Annotated in this window: 20 protein-coding genes; 11 read left to right on the top strand and 9 right to left on the bottom strand. The window is 71.7% G+C overall.

Annotation, left to right across the window (positions count from 1 at the left end; translation table 11 throughout):
* Window positions 1–61: 61 nt before the first annotated feature.
* The gene (locus tag ACFY2A_RS07365) at window positions 62–2,521 is read right to left on the bottom strand and encodes a transglycosylase domain-containing protein (protein WP_363917832.1); all 2,460 of its coding nucleotides are present in this window, start codon (window positions 2,519–2,521) and stop codon (window positions 62–64) included.
* Window positions 2,522–2,923: 402 nt separating this feature from the next.
* On the opposite strand from ACFY2A_RS07365, the gene ACFY2A_RS07370 reads away from it, so the two are divergent.
* Window positions 2,924–3,244, top strand: coding sequence for a WhiB family transcriptional regulator (locus ACFY2A_RS07370; protein WP_363917834.1), 321 nt, complete (start codon window positions 2,924–2,926; stop codon window positions 3,242–3,244).
* 46 nt (window positions 3,245–3,290) lie between these two features.
* Here ACFY2A_RS07370 and ACFY2A_RS07375 read toward each other — a convergent pair whose 3' ends face one another.
* The 3 genes from ACFY2A_RS07375 to ACFY2A_RS07385 are packed head-to-tail and all read right to left on the bottom strand — an operon-like array spanning window position 3,291 to window position 6,096.
* Window positions 3,291–4,442: an ArsA-related P-loop ATPase gene (locus ACFY2A_RS07375; RefSeq protein WP_363917836.1), complete on the bottom strand. Its 1,152-nt coding sequence runs from the start codon at window positions 4,440–4,442 to the stop codon at window positions 3,291–3,293.
* A 53-nt stretch (window positions 4,443–4,495) separates the two neighbouring features.
* Window positions 4,496–5,473 carry an ArsA-related P-loop ATPase gene (locus ACFY2A_RS07380; RefSeq protein WP_363917838.1) on the bottom strand — a complete coding sequence of 326 codons (978 nt, stop codon included), beginning with the start codon at window positions 5,471–5,473 and terminating at the stop codon, window positions 4,496–4,498.
* Window positions 5,474–5,499: 26 nt separating this feature from the next.
* Complete coding sequence (locus ACFY2A_RS07385) at window positions 5,500–6,096, bottom strand: hypothetical protein (RefSeq protein ID WP_363917840.1); 597 nt, start codon at window positions 6,094–6,096, stop codon at window positions 5,500–5,502.
* Between the two features lie 326 nt (window positions 6,097–6,422).
* On the opposite strand from ACFY2A_RS07385, the gene ACFY2A_RS07390 reads away from it, so the two are divergent.
* From ACFY2A_RS07390 to ACFY2A_RS07425, 8 genes are all read left to right on the top strand, one after another.
* Window positions 6,423–6,917 (top strand): hypothetical protein, encoded by a 495-nt coding sequence (locus tag ACFY2A_RS07390; RefSeq protein ID WP_387169598.1) that lies wholly within the window; start codon window positions 6,423–6,425, stop codon window positions 6,915–6,917.
* 44 nt (window positions 6,918–6,961) lie between these two features.
* Window positions 6,962–7,117 carry a DUF4177 domain-containing protein gene (locus ACFY2A_RS07395; RefSeq protein WP_013736319.1) on the top strand — a complete coding sequence of 52 codons (156 nt, stop codon included), beginning with the start codon at window positions 6,962–6,964 and terminating at the stop codon, window positions 7,115–7,117.
* Complete coding sequence (locus ACFY2A_RS07400; protein WP_387169600.1) at window positions 7,114–7,584, top strand: RidA family protein; 471 nt, start codon at window positions 7,114–7,116, stop codon at window positions 7,582–7,584. Before ACFY2A_RS07395 ends, ACFY2A_RS07400 begins: the two co-directional genes overlap by 4 nt.
* A gap of 112 nt (window positions 7,585–7,696) precedes the next feature.
* A complete protein-coding gene (locus ACFY2A_RS07405) occupies window positions 7,697–8,524 on the top strand; it encodes an MBL fold metallo-hydrolase (protein ID WP_387169602.1) in 828 nt (275 codons plus the stop codon).
* Window positions 8,521–12,108, top strand: a complete 3,588-nt coding sequence (locus ACFY2A_RS07410) for an adenylate/guanylate cyclase domain-containing protein (protein ID WP_387169604.1) — start codon at window positions 8,521–8,523, stop codon at window positions 12,106–12,108. Before ACFY2A_RS07405 ends, ACFY2A_RS07410 begins: the two co-directional genes overlap by 4 nt.
* 241 nt (window positions 12,109–12,349) lie before the next feature.
* A complete protein-coding gene (locus ACFY2A_RS07415; protein ID WP_387169606.1) occupies window positions 12,350–12,886 on the top strand; it encodes a hypothetical protein in 537 nt (178 codons plus the stop codon).
* A 31-nt stretch (window positions 12,887–12,917) separates the two neighbouring features.
* A complete protein-coding gene (locus tag ACFY2A_RS07420; RefSeq protein ID WP_387169608.1) occupies window positions 12,918–14,393 on the top strand; it encodes a serine/threonine-protein kinase in 1,476 nt (491 codons plus the stop codon).
* Window positions 14,394–14,490: 97 nt separating this feature from the next.
* A complete protein-coding gene (locus ACFY2A_RS07425; protein ID WP_387169610.1) occupies window positions 14,491–15,225 on the top strand; it encodes a hypothetical protein in 735 nt (244 codons plus the stop codon).
* A gap of 29 nt (window positions 15,226–15,254) precedes the next feature.
* On the opposite strand, the gene ACFY2A_RS07430 is transcribed toward ACFY2A_RS07425, so the two are convergent.
* The 3 genes from ACFY2A_RS07430 to ACFY2A_RS07440 all read right to left on the bottom strand — a co-directional run bounded on the left by ACFY2A_RS07430 (window position 15,255) and on the right by ACFY2A_RS07440 (window position 18,042).
* Complete coding sequence (locus tag ACFY2A_RS07430; RefSeq protein WP_387169612.1) at window positions 15,255–16,400, bottom strand: hypothetical protein; 1,146 nt, start codon at window positions 16,398–16,400, stop codon at window positions 15,255–15,257.
* Window positions 16,397–17,338, bottom strand: coding sequence for a transporter substrate-binding domain-containing protein (locus ACFY2A_RS07435; protein ID WP_387169614.1), 942 nt, complete (start codon window positions 17,336–17,338; stop codon window positions 16,397–16,399). The genes ACFY2A_RS07430 and ACFY2A_RS07435 overlap by 4 nt, the downstream gene beginning before the upstream one ends.
* 92 nt (window positions 17,339–17,430) lie before the next feature.
* Window positions 17,431–18,042 carry a hypothetical protein gene (locus ACFY2A_RS07440; RefSeq protein ID WP_387169616.1) on the bottom strand — a complete coding sequence of 204 codons (612 nt, stop codon included), beginning with the start codon at window positions 18,040–18,042 and terminating at the stop codon, window positions 17,431–17,433.
* Between the two features lie 78 nt (window positions 18,043–18,120).
* Between ACFY2A_RS07440 and ACFY2A_RS07445 the strand changes: the two genes are divergently transcribed.
* Both ACFY2A_RS07445 and ACFY2A_RS07450 read left to right on the top strand, forming a co-directional pair.
* On the top strand, window positions 18,121–18,474 hold the full coding sequence (locus tag ACFY2A_RS07445) for a winged helix-turn-helix transcriptional regulator (RefSeq protein WP_387169618.1): 354 nt from the start codon (window positions 18,121–18,123) through the stop codon (window positions 18,472–18,474).
* 154 nt (window positions 18,475–18,628) lie between these two features.
* A complete protein-coding gene (locus ACFY2A_RS07450) occupies window positions 18,629–18,964 on the top strand; it encodes a hypothetical protein (RefSeq protein WP_387169620.1) in 336 nt (111 codons plus the stop codon).
* Window positions 18,965–19,041: 77 nt separating this feature from the next.
* Here ACFY2A_RS07450 and ACFY2A_RS07455 read toward each other — a convergent pair whose 3' ends face one another.
* The gene (locus ACFY2A_RS07455) at window positions 19,042–20,205 is read right to left on the bottom strand and encodes an acyl-CoA dehydrogenase family protein (RefSeq protein WP_387169622.1); all 1,164 of its coding nucleotides are present in this window, start codon (window positions 20,203–20,205) and stop codon (window positions 19,042–19,044) included.
* Window positions 20,202–22,232: a biotin carboxylase N-terminal domain-containing protein gene (locus ACFY2A_RS07460; RefSeq protein ID WP_387169624.1), complete on the bottom strand. Its 2,031-nt coding sequence runs from the start codon at window positions 22,230–22,232 to the stop codon at window positions 20,202–20,204. The genes ACFY2A_RS07455 and ACFY2A_RS07460 overlap by 4 nt, the downstream gene beginning before the upstream one ends.
* Between the last annotated feature and the right edge of the window lie 36 nt (window positions 22,233–22,268).

The raw sequence follows: 22,268 nt of genomic DNA on the forward strand, positions 1-22,268 counted from the left end.
ACGAACGGGCGGGTACCCCCTGGTTCGGGGTGCCCGCCCGTTCGAGCGTTGCTGAGGCCGGTCAGCCGCCGGGCCGGTCCGGCGGACGGCCGGGGTTGCTGGGCGGGCTGGAGGGCGAGTCGTTGCCCGGCCGGCCGTTACCGCCGCCGTTGTCGTTGCTGGGCTTACCGGCACTGACCATGATCGTCACGATGCCGCCCTTGATGGTGCGTCCGCTGGGGCTGGTACCGGCGGCCGTGCCGGCGGGGCAGTCGGAGGCGATCCGGCTGCTGGAGACGATCGGCTCGAAGCCGGCGCCGGAGAGGCGGGACTTGGCCCGATCGAGGTCCAGGCATCCGACGCCCGGGATGGTGCGCTGGTCACCGAGGGAGATCTTCTTACCGGGCGCATCGAAGTTGATCCGCTTCTTGCCCTTCATGGCGTCGCGCAGCGTCTCCCACACCGGCGGGTTGATGCCGTCCGGCCGGTTGTGCTTCATCTTGACGTTGGTCTGCGGCCAGTCCGGGTCGGCCATGATGCCGGCCACCGCGTACTGCTTGGTCATCGCGACCAGGGCGGCGCTCTTCTCGGAGTCGGTGGTGCCGGACTTGCCGGCCACCGGGGCGTCGACGATGTACTTGGTCTGGGCCGCGGTCCGGCTGCCGCCGCACTTGCTGGTGGAGGAGTTGTCGCCGACCGGGCACCGGGCCGCGTCCACCGCCGCGCGGGCCACCTCGGTGCTGATCCGCTTTTCGCAGCGCGGGTTGGCCACGTCCAGCTTGTTGCCGTCCAGGTCCCGGATCTCCTGCACCGGGATCGGCTCGCAGTACTTGCCGTCGGCGGCCAGGGTGGCGTACGCGTTGGCCAGGTCCAGCGGGGTGACCTGCGAGACGCCCAGGGTGAACGCGCCCCACTGGTGCGCGGCCTCCTTGGTGTTGGCGAACTCCGCGTCCTTGCTCTGCCGGAACTGGATGCCGAGGCGCTTGGCCGCGTCCACCACGTTCTCCGCGCCGACCTGCTGCTGCAACGGGACGAAGTACGTGTTGATCGAGGCGGAGAAGGCGCTCCACATGTTCTGTACGCCGCCGGCCTTCTTGCCGGAGTTGGTCGGGCAGTAGAGGTTGGTGCCCGGACAGGCGGCGGGACTGCTGCTGTCGATGATGTATTCGGACTTGAACTGCTGCGGTGCGTTCATGGTGTAGCTGAGCGGGATGCCCTTCTCCAACGCGGCCACGATGGTGAAGATCTTGAAGGTCGAGCCGCCCTGGTAGCCGGTGATGCCGTCACCGCCGGTGAGCAGCGGGTTGACCGTGTTCGGATAGTTGCCCCGCTTGCCCTTCTCGCGCTGCTTCGGGTCGCTGTGCGGCTTGTTCTTGGGCTTGTCGGGGTTGTCGAGCTTGAAGTTCCGGTTCACCGACAGCGCCCGGACCCGCCCGGTGCCGGGCTCGACCACCGCGACCATGGCGGCCTCCTTGGCAGTCACCGGCTTCGCCTTGCGCACCGCCTTGTCGGCACCGGTCTGGGCCTGCTTGTCCAGCGTCGTGATGATGGTGTAGCCGCCGCTCTTGAGCCGCCGCTCCCGGTCGTACGAGGTCGACCCGAACGTCTCCTGCGACATCCACCAGCGGTAGAAGTAGTCGCAGAAGAAGCCCCAGGCGTTCTTGTTGGTGGCGACGCAGCCGTTCGGGGCGCGCTTGCCCTTGACCACCAGCTTGACGGCCTTGGCCTCGTCGGCCTGCTGCTGGGTGATCGCCCCGGTCTTGACCATGTTGTCGATCACGTAGTTGCGCCGGTCGACCGCGTGCGGGTAACCGTCCTTGGTGGTCGGATCGAACGAGGTGGGGGCCTTCACCAGGCCGGCCAGCATGGCCGCCTCTTCGATCTTCAGGTCCTTCGGTGGCTTGTTGAAGTAGACCTGGCTGGCGGCGTAGACGCCGTACGCGCCGTTGCCGAAGGCGGCGAGGTTCAGGTAGCGCTCCAGGATCTCGTCCTTCGACATCTCCTTGTCGAGCTGGAGGGCGTACCGCATCTCGCGCAGCTTCCGGGCGCTGGTGTCCTCGGTCGCGGCGATCACGTCGGCCGGGTGGGTGGCCGAGTACGCGATCCCCATCCGGACGTACTGCATGGTCAACGTCGAGGCGCCCTGCCGGTCGGCACCGGCCTGGCTGTTGTTGACGAAGGCCCGGGCCACGCCGTTGAGGTCGACCCCGTTGTGTTTGTAGAAGTCGTGGTCCTCGGCGGCGATGATCGCGTTGCGCATGTTCTCCGAGATGTCGCCGAGCTTCACGTCCCGCCGGTTCTCGTCGTACATGGTGGCCAGCGGTGTCTTGCCGTCGGAGGCAAGCAGATAGCTGATCTGTGGTGCGCGGGCCACGGTGAGTTCCTTCGGTAGCGCACCGAAGGTCTCCGCGCCGGCCTTCGCGGCCAGGCCGGACATCGCCACCGCGGGGAAAGCCGCAGCGGCGACCACCACGCCGGCCAGTAGCCCACAGATAAGCAGCGATGCGGCGTTGGTCAGTACGTTGTGGTCACGTTTCCGCATCCAGGTCACCTCGACAGGGTACGCGAACAGGTAACGAGGGGCGCTGGGGCGTCTTTTCCCCATTTCCTGCGCGCGCCGTCCTCGTTGTGCTAGACGCGTGGCACCGGGTGTCCGGTTGCGTGGATTCGAGCCGAGTTTCCTCCTCATGGAGGTGGCTCGCAGCGTTTTCGCCGACCTCGGTGGGGTAAGCGGCGGTCCCAGGCCCGAGAAGCCGGGAGTGTCCGGAATGATGGATTTCGCCGACAACGTTGCGTAATCGTGCGACTACAGAGCATGATGTAGGCGGCGACAGCGCCACATGTCGTCTGTGCCGCCTTGGGGTAAGGCGCGCCGGACGACCCGGGGGGATTGCCGGCTGGCCCGCGACGGCGTCGGTAGTACAGCAAGGGGGGACGTGTACAGATGGGCATGATCACTGACTGGCCGTCGTTGGCGGCGTGTCAGAACGGGGACCCGGACGCGTTGTTCGTACAGGGCGCCGAACAGAACGTGGCCAAGCGGATCTGCCGGAGCTGCCCAGTGCGGTACGAGTGCCTGGCCGACGCGCTGGACAACCGGATCGAGTTCGGCGTGTGGGGTGGCATGACCGAACGGGAACGTCGCGCGTTGCTGCGTCGCCACCCCCAGGTCACCAGCTGGCGCAAGATGTTCGAGGCGGCGATGAAGAAGAACGCCAAGGACCAGGCCGGCAAGGACAAGATCCTGGCCGCCGCCGGCAACTGAACAACCGGCGCGGTCGGCTGCGGCTCCCCGCCGTACCGACCGTCGGTCAGGGTTGGCTGATCGCCGCCGCGATCGTCCGTAGCCCGTCGACGTCATGCACGTCGGCGGGCTGCGCCGTCACCGACACGGCCGGCACCTGTGGAAACGCCTCGGTGAACCGCGCCGCCACCTGCTGCTCACGTACCGCCTGCTCGGCCAGGGCGGCGTGCGCCCGCAACACCTCGACGGTGCCCTCATGGCCACCGGCCGCAGCCAGCCGGTCAGCGGCGGCGCGGCTCTCCGCCGCGCCCAACTCGGCCACCGTCGGCTGGTGAACCCGGTTGAGTACCAGGCCGGCGAGCGGCATCTGCTCCGCGCGCAGCCGACCGGCGAAGTAGGCGGCCTCCCGGACCGCGTCCGGCTCCGGCGCCGCGACCAGCAGGAACGCCGTCTCCCGCGCCTGCAGGATGCGGTACGTCTGCTCGGCGCGCTGCCGGAACCCGCCGAACATCGAGTCGAGCGCGGCGACGAAGCCGGACAGGTCCGTCAGCAGCTGGGTGCCGATCACCTTCTGCACCACCCGGGAGAACATCCCGAAGGAGGCGGTGACCAGGCTGAACATGCTGCGACCGCCGGTGCGTGCCGGAGCGAGCAGCAGCCGCAGCATCCGCCCGTCGAGAAACCGCGACAGCCGGGCCGGCGCGTCGAGGAAGTCCAGTGCCGAGCGCGACGGGGGAGTGTCCACCACGATCAGGTCCCACTCGCCCCGCGCGTGCAACTGGCCGAGCTTCTCCATCGCCATGTACTCCTGCGTGCCGGCGAAGGTGGAACTCATGGCCTGGTAGAAGGGGTTGGCGAAGATCTCCGCCGCCTTCGCCGGATCGGTGTGCGCCAGCACCACGTCGTCGAAGGTTCGCTTCATGTCGAGCATCATGGCGTGCAGTTCGCCGCCGCTGTCCTCGACGTCGATCCCCTTGACCTGCCGGGGCGTGTTGTCCAGCTCGGTCAGGCCGAGGGACTGGGCCAGTCGCCGCGCCGGGTCGATGGTGAGCACCACCGTGCGGCGGCCGTGCTGTTCGGCGGCGCGCAGCGCTAGCGCGGCGGCAGTGGTCGTCTTGCCCACCCCGCCCGCGCCGCAGCAGACCACGATCCGGACTCCCGGATCAGCCAGGATCCGGTCGACGTCAAGCGGCGGCGCGGCGTTGTCGGAAGGCACCAATCGAGCGTATCGGGCTGACCGGCTCCGCGCGCCAGGCCGAGCTGAGGTGTGAGTCAATCGCCTTGGACGAGCGCGGCGGCGAGCACCTCCAGGCCGGCGCGGTTCACCCCGTCGGGCAGCAGCGGCAGTTCGACCAGGGGCACGCCGAGGTCCACCAGATCGGTGCGGAGCGAATCCTCCAACTCCCGGCGGATCATCAGGTCCCGCGCCTCGTCGTGCAGACCGGTGACGATCCCCTCGCTGGCCGACAGCCCCGCCGCGCGCAGTCCCTGGGTCAATTCCGCCTCGGTGACCAACCGCCCGGTCGGCAGCGGTGCCCGGGTCCCGTTGACGATCACCCGCCCCACACCGAAGCCGAGCGAGGTCAGGTCGGCGATCGCGTCGACCGTCTCCTGTACCGGCATCTCCTCCAGCAGGGTCACCACGTGCACGGCGGTCATCGGTGAGCGCAGCAGCGCGGAGACTCCCTCGCTCTGCGTCTTGATCGGCCCCATCTTGGCCAGCCGGGCGGTCTCGGCGGTGACGTTCAGGAAGCGCCCGATCCGGCCGGTGGGTGGCGCGTCCAGCACCACCGCGTCGTACACCCGCCGCTGATCGACGGTGCGGGTGGTGGCCTCCTTGACCTTGCCGGTGAGCAGCACGTCGCGCAGACCCGGAGCGATCGTGGTGGCGAAGTCGATCGCACCGAACTTGCGCAGCGCCCGGCCGGCCGCGCCGAGCTTGTAGAACATGTCGAGGTATTCGAGCAACGCCTCCTCGGCGTCCACCGCGAGCGCCGACACCTCGCCGCCACCGGGGGCGTCGGCAAGGTGTCGCTCGGCGTACGGCAGCGGATCGGTGCCGAAGAGTTGGGCGATACCCTGTCGCCCCTCCACCTCCACCAGCAGGGTGCGTCGACCACCGGCGGCCAGGCCCAGGGCCAGCGCGGCGGCCACGCTGGTCTTGCCCGTACCGCCCTTGCCGGTCACCACGTGCAGGCGGGCGGGCCAGTCGATGCCGGCCCGCTCAGTCGGTCGCTGCGCTGCTCCCACCCGTCGAGCCTATCCATCCGGCGTGCTCAGGCGACCTCGCAGACCCACCAGCCGGTCTTACGGACCACCGTGAAGCGCAGATCCTGATCGGCGATCTTCTCATCGGCGGTGGTGACGGTCACCGTGGTGGTGACCGTCGCCCGGTCGCCGGTCTCGTTGTCCACGGTCGGGGTGTCCCAGCGGAACCGGGGGTTCCGGTAGGTCGAGACGTACTCCTCGACCTCGGCGACCTTGGCCCGGATCTTGTCCTGGTCACGCGCGGCGGTGCAGACCAGACCCGCCGCCTTGGCGACGTCCCGGTCCTGGTAGATCGCGGTCAGGAAGTCGTCGACCGCCACCGACGGGTCCGGTGCGCCCTCACCCGACTCGGTGTTGCGCAGGGTGAGGAAGGCGGCCACCCCGCCTCCGGCGCATAGCAGCAGCACCACGACCAGCGTGAGCGAGGCCAGCAGCGGCCCACGCTTGCGCGGCGGTCCGGCCGGCGAGTGCTGCGGCCGATACCCGCCCTCCGGCGGTGCGGGCGGCGCACCATGGCCGATGGCCGGCGGCGAGGGCTGGGCCGGTGAACCGGCCGGCGGGAGGTCGGTCGGGCCGGTCGGGCCGCCGGCGGGTGGCTGGGTCATCGGTCCCCCCGGGTGCGGCGCAGCACCGCGTCGAGGCGGTGCGCGTGGGATCGGGTGGCCGGGCCGGGCGCCCGTCCAGACGGGAAGGGTAGCGGTCCGCGGTCCCGCTGCGGAGGGCCCGGTGTGTCCGGTACGGCGATCGCGATCAACTTTCCGCTGGTCCGGTGTCGCAAATGTGACCGAACGCGATCGGGCGCGCGCGTCCTGTTGATGGGACCGGTGCCCCGGTTCTACGGTCGCTCCGGCACGCTCCGGCTCGGGCCGGACGGATGGGTCCCGGATCGGTGGGCGGTGCCGTGACCAGGTACGACGCCCGGAGGCAGTGCATGCGCGACACGGACAACACCCCCCGAGCCCAGTTCCCCGCCGGGCTGCGGCGGGGTAGCCGGACGGCTGGCGGAGACTCCTCCGGCCGGCTGCCGGTCAACGAGCGGTCGTACCGGCGTCCCGGCGACCCGGTCACGAGTGCCGAGCCGGCTGGCGGGCGGGAAGAGGACGGCCCCGGGTACGTCATCCACCTGCCCATCCGGGTGACCGATCTGGCCGCCGCCACCGCGCTGGCCGGTCGGCTGGCCACCTCGCTGAACTTCCTGCTCGAACTCGACGCCGGTGAGACCGAGGTGTCGACCGCCGACGACCAGAACAACCGGCACCGGGTCTTCTGCGACCTGCTGCTGCCGGATCGCACGCGCTGTCCCCAGCCCTACGACCATGCCGGCCCCTGCGGCGAACTGTCGCCCGCGCCCGAGCAACGGGCCGGTACCGAGCAGTGGCCCGATGCTGAACAGCGTCCCGCGTCCCGGCCGGCCGGCGGACCGTAGGCTGTGTCCCGAAGTGTCCACGCCACCGAGGGAGCCCTCCACCGATGCAGAAGTGGGAATACGCCACCGTCCCGCTGCTGGTCCACGCGACCAAGCAGATCCTCGACAACTGGGGTGAGGACGGCTGGGAACTCGTCTCCGTCGTTCCCGGGCCGAATCCGGAGCAACTGGTCGCCTACCTGAAGCGCCCGAAGGCATGAGTGTCGTGGCCAACGGACCTCACGCCAGGCTGGCGGAACTCGGCTTGAAACTGCCGGAGGTGGTGCCGCCGGTGGCGAGCTACCTGCCGGCGGTGCAGTCCGGGCAGCACGTGTACGTCTCCGGGCAACTGCCGATGGCCGAGGGCAAGCTCCTGGCCACCGGCAAGGTCGGTGCCGGCGTCTCCGCCGAGCAGGCCAAGCAGTTGGCCCAACGCTGCGCACTCAACGCGCTCGCCGCGATCGACTCGCTTGTCGGTCTGGAGAACGTGGTCAAGGTCGTGAAGCTGACCGGCTTCGTCGCCAGCGCATCCGGCTTCACCGGGCAGCCCGGCGTCATAAACGGCGCGTCGGACCTCTTCGGCACCGTCTTCGGCGAGGCTGGCCGGCACGCCCGCTCGGCCGTCGGAGTCGCGGAACTCCCCCTGGACGCCCCGGTCGAGGTCGAGGTCATCGTCGAGGTCTCCTGACTTGTCGCGATCTTGCAGTTCCTGCCCGGACGAAGACCTTTAACGAGGACGAATCGGGGACCGGAACTGCAAGATCGCGGGGGTGCGTTCGCGGAGTCGTACGATCGCAGCCATGGGAGGGCATGTGACGGGGGCGGTGACCGCCCTCGCCAGCGAACTGCCGGACTGGGCGGCGCTGCTGCGGGCACCCAATCCGGGGCCGATGACGTTGGACGGCACCAACACCTGGCTGCTGCGGGCCGGGCCCGGCGAGCCGGCCGTGGTGGTCGACCCGGGACCGGCGGACGAGGCGCACCTCGCGGCGATCGTCGCGCAGGGGCCGGTCGGGCTGGTGCTGATCACCCACGGCCACCCGGACCACACCGAGGGCTCGGCGCGCCTGCACGACCTGCTCGATGGAGCCGCCGTCCTCGCCGCCGACCCGGCGCACACCATCGGCGGTGAGCCGCTGACCGGGCCGGGGCAGGACCTGAGCGGGTTCGGCCTGGAGATCCGCCTGCTCGCCACCCCCGGGCACACCGCCGACTCGGTCTGCTTTTTGGCCGAGCGGGCCGGCCAGCGGGTGGTCCTCACCGGTGACACGATCCTCGGCCGAGGCACCACCGTCGTGGCGCACCCGGACGGGCACCTCGGCGACTACCTGGCCAGCCTGGAGCTGCTCTCGACATACCGGGGAACACCGGCGTTGCCCGGGCACGGCCCGGCGCTGGCCGAATGCGGCGCCGCCGCCGACTTCTACCTCGCCCATCGCCGCGCCCGCCTGGACCAGGTCCGGACGGCGCTGGACGCGGGGGCGCGGACCGCGGCCGAGGTGGTCGCCGCGGTCTACGCCGACGTCGACCGGTCGCTGTGGTGGGCGGCGGAATGGTCGGTGCGCGCCCAACTCGAATACCTGGGCCGGGAATCCGACGGCGGCGACGCGAGGTTGGATCCAGCGTGACCTGCCCGGTGTGCGGAACCGTAGCCGTGCCCGGCGCCCGGTTCTGCCACAACTGCGGCGCCGCGCTGCCGGCCGCCGCGACCCTGCCCGCCGCCGAGCGCCGGGTGGTGACCGTGCTCTTCGGCGACCTGTCCGACTTCACCTCCTGGTCGGAGGATCTCGACCCGGAACGCGTCGGCGCGGTCACCGACCGGGTGCTGGCCGCGCTGGCCGGGGCGGTCAAGACCTTCGGTGGGCACGTCGACAAACTGACCGGTGACGGGATCATGGCGGTCTTCGGTGCCCCCGTGGCGCACGAGGACGACGCCGAGCGGGCGGTACGCGCCGCGTTGTCCATGCAGCGGGCGGTGCGCCGGGTGCTCGACGACGAGCGGGGCGGCGGCGCGCCGCTGGGACTGCGGGTCGGGCTCAACACGGGTGACGTGATCGCCGGCATCCAGGCCGCCATCGAGTACACAGTCATCGGCGACACGGTGAACACCGCAGCCCGGCTGGCTGACGCCGCCGCCGTCGGCGCGGTCTACGCCGGTGGGCGTACCGCCGCGGCGACCCGGCACGTCGCGAGCTGGCGGGCGCTGCGGCCGCTGCGGCTCAAGGGCAAGCGCGAGCCGGTCGAGGCGTACGAGCTGCTCGGCCTGCTGGACGCGCCCGGCACCCGTTCCGGTCTGGGCGACGAGGCACCGTTCGTGGGCCGGGAGACGGAGATCGGTCGGGTGGCCGGCCGGCTCGCCGAGGTGATCGACCGTACCGAGCCCCGGGTGCTGCTGATGACGGCTGAGGCGGGCATCGGCAAGTCCCGGTTCGCCGCCGAGGTGGAACGCCTCGCCGCCGGCTACGACGTCGGCGCCGGCCGGTACGCCGCGCACACCGGTGCCCGGGTTCTCTCGGTGCGCTGCGCGGCGTTCGGCGAGCGGCGCCGACTGGCTCCCCTCGCGGACCTGGTGCGCGCCGCGACCGGGTTGCCGAACGACGCCGCGACCGCGGTCACCCGGGCCGCGGTGGAGGAGCGGCTGCGCCGGCTCGGGCAACGGCTCAGCCGTACCCGGACGGAGCCGGCCCCGGTCGCCACCGACCAACTGCTGGCGCTGCTCGGGTACGCGGAACTACCCGCCGGTGGCCCGGCGGATCAGGGCGAGTGGAGCACCGCCCAGGCTCCGGCCGACGTCGACGCGGTGCCCAACGCGGTGGCCGACCTGCTCAGCGCGCTCGCCGAGGAGGCGCCGCTGGTGGTGATCGTGGACGACCTGCACGACGCCACCGCGGAGACCATCGGCGCGTTGGAGGTCACGCTGTCCCGGCTCACCGGCCCGGTGCTGGTGCTGTTGCTCGGCCGGCCCGAACTGGTCCGAACCGCCGGCACCCTGGCCCGGGTGTCCGACGCCGAGGTGCAACCCCTGCCGCCGCTACGCGGTGCCGACGCGGCCCGGCTGCTGACCAGCTACCTCGGCGGTGGACGGCTGCCCCAGGCCGACGCCGACCGGCTGCTCGCCACCGCCCAGGGCAATCCCTTCTACCTGGCGGAACTGGTGACCCTGCTGATGGAGCGCGGCGCGCTCACCGCCGGGGCCCGCAACGCCTGGCGGCTGGCACCGGGCTCGCTGGGCAGCCGACTGCTCTCCCGGGACCTCGCGGCGGTGCTCGCCGCCCGGATCGACGCCCTGCCCGCCGAGGCCCGCTCGGTACTGCGGGACGCCGCGGTGGTCGGCGACACCGTGCCCGACGGTGCGCTGGAGGCGCTGCGCGAGCAGCGCACCGGTGGTGACGGCCGTCCGGCCGCCGTCGCCGCCGTCGAGCTGGAACGGGCCGTGGAGGAGTTGCTGCAACGCCGGATGCTGCACCGCACCCGCAGCGGGTACGCCTTCGCCACCCCGCTGATGCGGGAGGCCGTGTACTCCGGGATCAGCAAGGCGGAGCTGGCGGAACGGCACGCCGCGCTGGCTCGCTGGGCGGCTCCGGGGACCGAGGCCGCCGGCCCGAGCGGCGTCGGGACCGGACCGGGTGGTTTTCTGGAGGCGGCCCGGGACGACTTCGTGGCCGAGCACGTCGAGCGGGCCACCGCGCTGGCCGACGCGGTCACGCTACGTCCGGACGCGCCGGCCCGGGCGGTCGCGCCGCTGGGCGTGGCGGCGCTCGGTCGGGCCACCCGCCGGGCCCTGCACGCGGGAGAGCCGGCGCTGGCCGTCGAGTACGCCGAACGCGCCGCCGAACTGGCCCGCGACGGAATTCCCGCGGTCGACCGGGTGGCGCACGCCCGGGCACTGCTCCAGGTGGGTCGGGCCACCGATGCCCTGGCCTCCGCCGAGAAGATCGCCGCGAACGCGGGGGATCCGGCGACGCGGGCCAGCGCCCTGCTGCTCGCCGGGCAGGCCCAGCAGGTGATGGGTGACCTACGGCGGGCCGAGTCCTGCTGGCGGGAGGCGCTTCAGGTGGCCGGCGACGCCGACCTGCCCACCCTGCGCGCGTCGGCGATGCGCCGCCTGGGCATGACCGACTTCCTGGTCGGCCGGCTGGGCCAGGCCAGCAGCCGACTGGCGGCGGCGTACCAGGTGAGCCTGAGTGCGGGGGACCGCCGGGGACAGGCGTGGTCGTTGCAGAACCTCGCCTGGGTGACCACCACCCGGGGCGACTTCGCCGGCACGGACGCGGTGCTCGGCCGGGCCGCCCGGCTCTTCGCCGAACTGAAGGACCCGTACGGACGGGCGTGGTTGCGCGGCACCACCGCCTTCGCCCGGCTGCTCGCCGGTCGGTTGCGGGAGGCGCGTCGGCTGGCCCGGGTCTTCCTGCCGTTCGGTGAACGGGTCGGCGAGGCGTGGGCGGTGGGCACCCTGCGGGCGGTCGACGCGTACGCCAACGCCGAGCTGGGTGAGCTGATCGACGCCGACCGGGAGGCCCGGCGGGCGTACCGGGACTTCGCCGCGGCCTCCGACGACTGGGGGCAGGGCTTCGCGCTTGTGGTCCGGGGCGTGGTCGCCCGAGGGCTGGGTGAGCCGGAGCATGCCGCCGACCTGCTCACCGACGCGCTCGCGTACGGCCACCGGACCGCTCACCCACTGCTCACCGGGATGGCCGGCACGCTGCGTGGCTTCGTCGCGCTCGAAATGGGTGACGTGGCCGGTGCCGAGCGACACGCCCGCGCGGTGCTCACCACAGTGGAACCGCACAATCCGCAGGCACCGGCCCAGGTCGCTCCCCGGGTGCTGCTGGCCACCGCCCGGTTGGCGGCCGGTGACTCCGGTACCGCCGTCGGCCTGCTCGCCCCGGTCGCCACGATGGCGGCCACCACCCCGTCCCTGCTCTTCTCCCGCCGGCAGTCAATGGCGCGTTACGCCTCGGCCCTGCTCGCCCACGGCCAGCGCGAGCAGGCGTTGGACTGGGCCCGCCGGGCGGTGCGGGTGCAGGCCGAGGACGTCCGCAGCCAGGTGATCGCGGCGAGCGTACTGGCCGAGGCGCTGGCCGCGTGCGGGCGGCCGGCGGAGGCGAAGGCCAGCGCCGAGGACGCGGTCCGGCTGGCGTACGCCACCGAGCAGCGCAGTGAGCGGGCCGCCGCGGAAGCGCTGCTGAACCGGCTGCGTACCCCCGGCTGACCGCAGCCGCCCGCGACCTCGACGGGCCCCGCCCGACGGGACCACCGGTGTGCCCGCGCTCTGGTCCGGTGTCCGGACACGTCGTCAGGTCGGGCCGAGCCGTCGGCCCGATTCGTCCGGTCGGTCGGTGACCGGTGCGGATCTGACGGTTTCGGGGATGTGGCCGGTCGGGGCAGGCCGCTAGCGTGACTGGTGCATGCGACCGTCGATGTCGTCGGTCGTGCCGTCGAGGGGGGCGAAGATGAGGCTGCCGCGTTCGGTCGCGGGGTGGACGATCGCGGTGTTCGGCGTGCTGGCGCTGGTGATGGGGGCGGTCGGCCTGCTCTGGCCGGAGGCGCTGCTGCGGATGCTCGGCTTCGAGATCCCGCAGAGCCGAGCACCCGGGGACTACACGGGTGTCTTCGTGACGGCCTCCTCGATGGCCTCGTTCAACATGGGGGTCTACTACCTGCTCGCCACGGCCACCGAGTGGCGCGCCTTCTACCGCTTCACGGTGGTGTTCCGGCTGGTCACGTTCACGGTCTTCACCCTCGCGGTGCTGGCCGACATCGCACCGGGCCGGTTCTTCGGGGTGGCGGCCTGGGAGGGCCTGGGTGCGGTGGCCACCGCCGTCGGCCTCTGGTGGGACGCGCGCCGGTCCGCGGGCACGACTGGCCCGCCCGGGGTGACCGCCCCGGCGGGCGGGAGCGGATCGACTCCCGACGAACCGGAGCAGGACGACGACCGGCGCCGTGCCGGAACATCGGGTGTGGGGCCGGCCACCGATGCGGTTCACTGAGGGGCCGGCAGAGTTCGGTATTTTCGAGGTTGTGACCGACACCCCGCCCGGCGCCCTGCCGACGCCCATTGTGCCCGGTCTGACTGACTTGCGGGTATTTGCCCGGGGTGGCTACGCCACGGTCTACCGGGCGACGCAGATCTCGGTGGGTCGCGAGGTCGCCGTCAAGGTGGAGAACCGGACCCTGGCCAGCGACCGGGACCAGGCCCGTTTCCTGCGCGAGGCGCGTGCCGCCGGTCGGATGTCGTCCCACCCGCACGTGGTCGACCTGTTCGACGTCGGGGTCACCATCGACCAGCACCCCTACCTGATCATGGAGCTCTGCGACGGTTCGTACGCCGAGCGGATGCGCAATTCGCCGCTGGGTGCCGTCGAGGCCCGCGATCTCGGCGTCAAGATCGCGGATGCCATCGCCCACTCACACGCCGCCGGCGTGCTGCACCGCGACGTCAAGCCGGCCAACATCCTCCACTCGCACTTCAACCCGGCGGTGCTTGCCGACTTCGGGCTCGCCGTGGTCGCCGAGATGCGGGACGCCTCCGTCGCGCTGGAGGTGCTCACCCCGGCGTACGCGCCGCCGGAGATGTTCAGTCACAGTCCGCCCTCGCCGGCCGTCGACGTGTACGCGCTCTGCGCCACCCTCTACGCGGTCATGCACGGCCGGCCACCGCGCTGGCAGAGCGAGCGCAACCCGAGCCTGGTCACCGTGCTGGAGATGTTCCACCAGCCGATTCCCGGTCTGCCCGGCATCCCGGAGGACCTGGTCGACGTGCTGCGTGCCGGCATGGCCAACGATCCCGGCGACCGGCCGTCCGCCGCGGAACTGCGCGACATGCTCACCAACCTGACGCTGGACGGCTCGACCGTGGCGGGCGGCGGGTCGAACGCTCCGGCGGCACCGATCGGCGGGGCTGCCGCCAGTGTCCACGATGCCGGCCGTCCCGTCCCGCCGACCGAGGGCGGTTCCACCGAGCGCAGTCGTCGCCGACGCTGGTTCCTCGGTGCCGCAGGGGTGGTCGCGCTCGTCGCCTCGGCGGGGGTAGGTGCCTGGGCGGCCGGTGGTGGGCCGTCGCCACAGCCGAGCATTCCGGCCCGTCCGGCGGCAACCGGGCTGCTTCGCCCGGGCTGCGCCACCCACCAGGATGCGCTTCCCGCCGGTGCGCAGTGCGCGACGGAGTTGGAGTGTTTCGGGCCGGTGCAGGTGCGTGGCCAGCGGGCCGAGGCCAGCCGAATGCCCTGCGACGCCCGGCACACCTGGGAGAGCTACGCCCAGGGGCAGTTGCCGGTTGCACTCGCCGATGCCGGCCACGACGAGATCGTCGCGGATCCCCGAGTCCGCCAGGTCTGCAACGACGAGACGTTCCGCCTGGTCAGCGGGCTGCGTCAGGCGGCGGGATGGAATCTTGAGGTGCTACCGCCGGCTGACGCGGACACCAACCTCACCTACCGTTGCCTGGCCGGGCGGGGCCTTGACGGCCTTGCCTCGCCCACGCTCACCAGCGGCTGACCCTTCCCGGGAGGGCCGGCGGCCAGATAGCGGCCCGGCTGGGCGCGGTCTCGGCTTCTCGATCGCCCTCATCGGCTCATGCGCGCATACTCGCGTCGTGGACAACACCGTGGCCATCGGTCAGGCTCTGGACGACGCGATAGAGACCGGGTACGTCGCCTTCGCCCACCGCCACCTGCCGGCCGACCTGGATGCCTGCGACCACTGCGTGAGCCCGGAGGAGTTGGATCTCTTCCGGCGTACGCCGCTGCGCCAGCTCACCCCGGATCAGCTCGGTGCCTACCTGCTCAACCCCGGCACCTTCGGCGACCACACGGAGTTCCCGCACCTGCTGCCCAGGCTGTTGGAACTGTACGCCAGGAACGAGATGGTCGGTTGGAGTAGACCGGCCACGGTGACGAGCCGGATCGCCTCCCAGTGGCGCGACTGGTCCGCAGCGGAGCGGGACGCGGTGACGGGTCTGTTGGCGGCCTGGTGGCGACGCATGCTGCACACCTTCGACCGCGACGACGACGCCTGGCAACTGCTTGACGCCGTCATCGAGTGCGACATGGACCTCGCGCCCTACCTTGCCGCGTTCACCGAGGTCGGCGGGGTCGCCGCTACCCGCCACCTGGCCGACATCCTGGACTGGTGCGTCTTCTCGTCCATCCCCGACGACGGCCGAGCGACCTTTCAGCGCTGGCTGACCGGGGACGAGCCGCTCGCCGTCCTCGACGGCACCGCCGCGCACGTCACCGACCCGGCGACCGTCAAGGAGATCAGCAGGGCACGCCAGCAGGCCGAGACGCTCCGCGGCTGGCTGCGCGAGCAGGGTCTACGACCGGACTGAGCTCGGCAGATTCACAAGCGGCGGCGGGTTCAGCGGCAGGCGGCGTCGACTCGGTGGACCGGACGTACGCGGCGGCCCAGCCCTTCCAGAAGCGAGTCCTCGACGTGGAAGTCGTGGATTCGCAGCCGGTACCGGGGCAGTTCCTCCTCCGAGGGGCAGAGCACCTGACCGCGTACCTGGTCGACCGGCACGTAGCGCACCCCGCCGCGTTCCTGGAGGATCACCATGTTGACGTCGTCGGTGGTCACCACGTGCCCACGGATCTCCTCGGTGGCATCGGCAGAGGTCGCGCCCGGTTCGCCCACCGTGGTCACCGTCAGCGGCAGTACCGGCGTGCTGATCACCGGCAGCGCCGCCCAGACCAGCACCACCAGCACGGCGAGTTGGGTCACCGGGGCGAGTGGCTGGATGACCACCCGGGGCAGCGGCCCGGCGACGAAGAGAGCCAGCAGCGGCGGTACGACCAGTAGCACGATCGGCAGCGGCTCGCCCTGCCGCCAGGCGTCGCGCAGCGTCGGCACGAGCAGCCAGAGGTAGCCGGCGTACGCCGCGACGACGATCAGGGCACGGACGGCGGGGCGCTCGTGCAGGCGTTCCGGCCGGAGCTGGAATGCCGCCGCGACGGTGGGCAACAGCAGCGGGAGGTACAGCAGCGGCCAGGTCACCAGGGCCATCAGGAAGCTCGCCGCGACGAACCAGCCCGGCGTGATCTCCATCCACCGGGCGAAGAGCGGCCGGCGGGTCAGCCGGTGCCCGCTGGCGGCGAGGACACCGCCGAGCGCGAACACCGCGACCAGCACGGTGGAGAGCAGCCGGGCCGCCGTGGTGAGGAAGCCGGCGAGCAGGTTGACCGGTCCCACATTGGCCACCAGCAGCAACGTGGTCTGCAACTCGCCGCCGGCCTCGATGCCGAGCCGCAGCACCGAGAAGATCGCCGGTACGCCGACCACCGCCGTCCAGAACGACTGGCTGGCCCGCGCCCGGCGCTCGGCCGGATCCCAGCCGCCGGCCGCCGTCGGTGCGGCGGCCGGCTCGACCCCACCCGCCGTGCTCGCCGACATCGTCGGCGGTGCCGAAGGCGGCGTGGCGGACGGCGGCGCGGGGGCCCGCGGTACGGGTGGCGGTGGGCCGCCGGCCCCCGGTTCGTCGGAGGCGGTGGCGGGTGCCGCACTCATCGTTGTGGTGCCTTGTCGTCGAAGTCGACAAGCCTCGGCACCTCGAGCGGTTGCGGCTGCCGCTTCTCGCCCCGCAGCCACGGCCCCAACGTGCGGTTGTACGCGGTCAGCCACGGGCTGGCCTCCCCGCTGCGCCCCTGCTGGTAGCTCTTATCGAGGAAGTAGGCGACCAGGTCGCGCAGCGCCGGGTCACCGATCGGCACGCCGACGCCGAGCAGTTCGCTGGTGCCGAAGGGCATGTCGACGATCTCGAACTCGGTCGGGTAGCGGGCCAGGAAGCCGGCGAGGATCGTCTCGTCGGAGCTGACCGCGTCGTACTTGCCGGCGCGGATGCCCTTGACGCAGTCCCACACGTCCTTGACCACCAGCGTGCGGACCTGGTTCTTCTCCAACTCCGCCTCGGTGGTGGAGCCGCCGCTGGTGCAGATCCGGTACTTCGGGTTCCGCAGGTCCTCGATGGTGCGGATGGTGTCCTTGTGGCGGGTCGGAACGAGCACCTCCTGCGTGGTCACGAAGTACGGCCCGGCGAAGCTGACGAGCTTCTTGCGTTCCTCCGTGATCGAGAAGCTGGAGACCACCAGGTCCACCACTCCGCCCTGAAGCGCCGGAATCCGGTCCTCCGTGGACACCGCCACGAATTCCAGCCGGTGCTCGCCTTCGTAGCCGAGCGAGGCGGCGATGTACCGGGCGATCTCGACGTCGAAACCGATGTGGTTCCCGTCGCGTATCTCGCCCATCAGCGGTTCGTCGTCGGCCACCCCGATCCGCAGGACGGGCTGGCCCCAGATGTGCGACTCGCGGAGCTTCTCCTGCACGGACGGCAGTTCCGGCTCCCGCTGGCTGTCGCAGCCGGCCGCCGCGCCGAGCAGCAGCGTCAGGGCGACCGCCGCAGTGGTCGCCGCCGCCCGCCACCGGGAGCTGGAGAGGCTTACAGCCATGGCCACCTCGCTACGTTTCGAGTTTCGTCTGGCACTGAAAGTAGTCGTCTGTGTCGAGGCACCATCATCCGGCCGTCGATTCCGGCGTGGGCTCAGCGGCCGGAGAGGTTGATCAGCGACAGCAGGTGGGCGACAAGTGTGACGGGAACGCCGAAGGCGGGGACGAGGCTCATCGGCAGGGTGGACATGAGTCCGGTGTCGATGTCGGTGAGCAGGAGACCGGCCGGGCTGGCCGAGTAGAGGACGCCGAGGGTGACGGCGAGGATCAGATCGGCGATGCCCAGGGCTGTCCAGAAGACGAAGAGCCGGTTGGCGCGGTCGACCACGAAGGCCGCCACCAGCGGCGCGCTCAGCCCGATGGCGACATCCCCGATGCCGGCCGGCAGCGCGAACCCGGCCGGCAGCGCGTCGACGGTGGCGAGCGCCAGGAATGCCAGCCCCGCGACCCGCCAGGTCTGCAACAGGGTGAGGAACCGCAGGTCGAGTCGGCGGGCCCAGGCGCGGAATCGCGACGAGCGCACGGCGAGGACGAGCACCGTGAGCGGCGGGACGCCGGCGGCGAGCGCGAGAGCCACCGGCGGGTCACCCGGTGGCGTGCGGAAGGCGCCCAGGGCGCTCGCCACGAGCGCGGCGCAGAACCAGCCGACGGCGAGCGCCGGTGGGGTCAGGAACCTGGAAGACCGGGTACGTGCGGGCACGGTCACAGCCCCCTCCAGTCACTTGTGTTTTGCAAGTGACTCTATGGAGGTAGCTTGTATAACGCAAGTTACTCGGAGGTACTGATGCCATCAGCCCGGAAGGCGGCTCCCCGTTCGGACTGTGCGATCGCGGGCACGTTGGATCTCATCGGCGACAGATGGTCCCTGCTCATCGTGCGTGACCTGCTGTTCCGTGGCGACCTCAGATTCGCGGACCTGGCGGCCTCGACCGAGGCAATGCCGACCAACACGCTCACCGACCGGCTACGCCGACTCGAGGAGTGCGGGATTCTGGTGCGCCGCCCCTACCGCGAGCGGCCCCGGCGGTACGAGTACCAACTGACCGAACGCGGCCGGGACCTCGCGCCGGTGCTGGACAGCATCGCCACCTGGGGCACCACCCACCTGCCCGGCACCCGACGTCTCGGTGCCGGCTGACCCGCTGCCGGCGCTGCCCTTCGCCGGCCACCCGCAGGCGGCAAGCCGCACTGGCGCAGGCCCCCGCCATTCGGCAAGCTGTTGTTTGTCAGCTGTTCCGCGTGGTGAAGCTGCCTGCTGTTGACAGATCGACAATCTCCGACATTCTGGACGGGTGAGACGGTTCCCAGCATCCGACGCGCGGACCGTGGCGGTGGCTGCGGCCCTGGCGGCGTTCTGGCTGCTCGCAGCGCTGGTGGTGGGGCGCCGGCAGGATCTGCTCGGCGTCGCGGGAGCGCTGCTCTGCGTGCTGCTCGCCACCGTCGCGGGGGTGGCCGTAACCGCTGCCCGGCAACGCGACGCGGATGCTCGACCGGATCGCGGGCAGCCTTCCGTGGTGCCGGGGATCGAGCCGTCCGGCATCGATGCCGACACACTGGAGACCCTGGGCGATCAGGAGGCGGTCCGCGCGATGCGCGACCGGCATCGACGCGATCGGCGGGAACGCTGACGCCCGCCGGTGCGGCAGGTCGGTGGCCCACTAGGTGCTCCGCGCCATTGCGTCAGCTTCGATGCTGACCGCCAGATTCAGTACGACTTGTCCTGGCTGAGGACGTGTTGGGCGACGAAGTTGAGGATCATCTCCCGGCTGACCGGGGCGATCCGGCCGGCCCGTACCGCGCCGAGCAGGGTAGCCACCCCGTATTCCGTGGTCATGCCGGCACCGCCGAGTGCCTGCACGGCCGTGTCGACGGCGAGTGCGGCGGCGTCACCGGCCGCGTACTTCGCCATGTTTGCGGAGACGGCTGCTTCCAGGTCGCGGCCGGCGTCGTAGAGTGCCGCCGCCTTCTGGATCATCAGCCGGGCCAGTTCCACCTGTACAGCCGCGTGGGCGAGGGGATGTGCGACTCCCTGGTGGGAGCCGATCGTCCGGCCGCCCCACACCGAACGGGTCGCGGTGTACTCGGAGGCGCGTTCGACGGCGTACCGGCCGGTGCCGGCACCCATCGCGGCGACCGTGATCCGCTCCGGGTTGAGCCCGGCGAAGAGCGCCGGCAGCCCGGCGTCGAGCGACCCGCCGACCAGCGCGTCACCGGGCAGCCGCACGTCGTCCAGGTAGAGCAGGAACTGGTTCTCCGGGGACACGATCTCCATGTCCAGCTTGGACGAGGTCAGCCCGGCCGCGTCGGTCGGCACGAGGAACAGCGCCGGCTTCAACTTCCTCGTCGAGGAATCCTCGGTCCGGGCCACCACCAGGACGAACTGAGCCTCGTCGACGCCGGAGATGTAGCACTTGCGGCCGGACAGCAGCCAGTCCTCACCGTCGCGGCGGGCCACCGTGGCGAGGCGGTGGAAGTTCGAGCCGGCGTCCGGCTCGGTGATCGCGAAGACGATCTTCTGGGAGCCGTCGGCCAGGCCCGGCAGGTGGCGTTTGCGCTGTTCCTCGGTGCCGTGTCGGTTGATGACGGTGGCTGCGATGGCGGGGGAGACCACGAGCAGCAACAGCGGGCAGCCGGTGGCGGCCAGTTCCTCACAGACGATGGCCAGGTCGGTGATGCCGCCGCCCCCACCGCCGTACTCGGTGGGGATGTTGACGCCCAGGTAGCCGAGCCGACCGGCTTCCTGCCACAGCTCGGTGGTGTGCTCGCCGGCCTTCGCCTTCGCCACGAAGTACCGGTGGCCGTACCGCCTGCCCAGCGCCCGCACGGCGTCGCGGAGCTGGTCCTGCTCGGGGGTGAGGTCGAAGTTCATGACGGCGACTCCTCATCGGGGGTGACCACGGCCAGCACGGCGTCGGTGTCCACCTGACCGCCGGCCGGTACCGGCAGCTCGGTGACCAGACCATCGGTGGGGGCGAGCACGGGGTGTTCCAGCTTCATCGCTTCCAGGGTCAGCAGCAGGTCACCGGCGGCGACCCGCTGACCCACCTCGACGTGCACCCGGGCCACCGCGCCGGGCAGCGGCGCGAGCAGCGATCCGGCGGCCAGCTCCGCGGTGGGCAGCGGGAAACGCGGCAACTCGGCCAGGCCCGTCGCCCCGTTCGGGCCGTCCACGAAGACCTCCGACCCCACCCGGTGTACGCGGTACACCCACCGCACCCCGTCAACGTCGAGCACGACCCGCTCCGGGGCCACCTCGACCGGGGTGACGATCGGCGCTGCGTCGGCTGCCTCGCCCGTACCGGTCGGCGCGCTGCCGGAGGTGCCAGGGACCGGCGACATCGACCACTCGACGAGGCCGCCTGAGCGGTCCAGGCGGTAGCGGACCTCGATCTCCCTGCCGTCCGGGCTGCTGAAACGGGTGACCTGCGGGAACGCGGGCACGTTGCGCCAGCCCGAAGGCAGCCCGGCGAGCGCGCCAGCCCGGGCGCGGCGGTCGGCCGCCGACGCGAGGGCGGCGGCCAGCGCGACCAGAGGGAGCTGCTCGGCCGGCAGCAGCGGAGCGAAGACCCCCGGGTGCCGGTCCAGGAAGCCGGTGTCGATGTCCACGGCGGCGAACTCCGGGCTACGCAGGACACGGACCAGCAGGTCCCGATTGGTGGCCACGCCGTGCAACTCCGCCCTGGCCAGCGCACCGGCCAAGGCGCGGGCCGCCTCCGCGCGGGTGGGTGCCCAGGCGATCACCTTGGCGAGCATCGAGTCGTAGTGGACACTCACCGCCGACCCGTCGACCACACCGGAGTCCAGCCGCAGGCCGGGCGCGGTCAGCGGCCCGAACTCGGCCGCCACGCCGGGCAGGGCGAACCGGTGCAGGGTGCCGGTGGCGGGCCGGTAGCCGTGCGCGGGGTCCTCGGCGCAGAGGCGTACCTCGATCGCGTGTCCGGTGGCCGGCGGTGTCGCGGCCAGCGGCAGCGGCGCGCCCTCGGCGACCAGCAGTTGCAGTCGGACCAGGTCCAGCCCGGTGGTCAGCTCGGTGACCGGGTGCTCCACCTGGAGGCGGGTGTTCATCTCCAGGAAGTGGATCTCCCCGTCGGGCGCGAGCAGGAACTCGACCGTGCCGGCCCCGACATAGTCGACCGCCCGTCCGGCGGCCACCGCCGCCTCGTGCAGCCGCTCCCGCACCTCGTCGGAAAGGACGCCGGGTGCCTCCTCGACGATTTTCTGGTGCCGGCGCTGGATCGAGCAGTCCCGCACGCCCAGCGCCACCACCGTCCCGAAACTGTCGCCGAAGATCTGCACCTCGACGTGCCGGCCACGTTCGACGTACCGCTCGATGAAGACCGTGTCGTCGCCGAACGCCGAGGCCGCCTCGCGGCGCGCACCGGCGACGGCCTCGGCGAGCCCGGCGGCGTCCCGGACCACCCGCATGCCACGCCCGCCGCCCCCGGCGGACGCCTTCACCAGCACCGGGAAGCTCGGCACCGGTCCCGGGTCGGTCCAGGTGGGCAGCATCGGTACGCCGGCCTCGGCGAGCAGCGCCTTGGCGGCCAGCTTGTCGCCCATCGCGGCGATCGCCTTGGCCGCCGGGCCGACCCAGGTCAGCCCGGCGTCGGTCACCGCCGTGGCGAACTCGGCGTTCTCGGCGAGGAAACCGTAGCCGGGATGGACGGCGTCCACACCGCAGCGGCGGGCCGCATCCAGGATCAGGTCGATCCGCAGGTACGTCTCCGCAGGGGTGTTTCCGGGCAGCCGGACGGCCTGGTCGGCCTCGGCGACGAAGGGCGCATCGGCGTCCGCGTCGGAGTGCACGGCGACCGTCTCGATGCCGAGCGTCCGGCAGGTGGCGAAGACCCGGCGGGCGATCTCCCCCCGGTTCGCGACCAGCAGCTTGCGAATCATCTGCTGTACCCCTTTCGTTCGCGACTGCGGGACTCC

The organism is Micromonospora sp. NPDC000442, from assembly GCF_042898635.1.
Taxonomy (GTDB): Bacteria; Actinomycetota; Actinomycetes; order Mycobacteriales; family Micromonosporaceae; genus Micromonospora.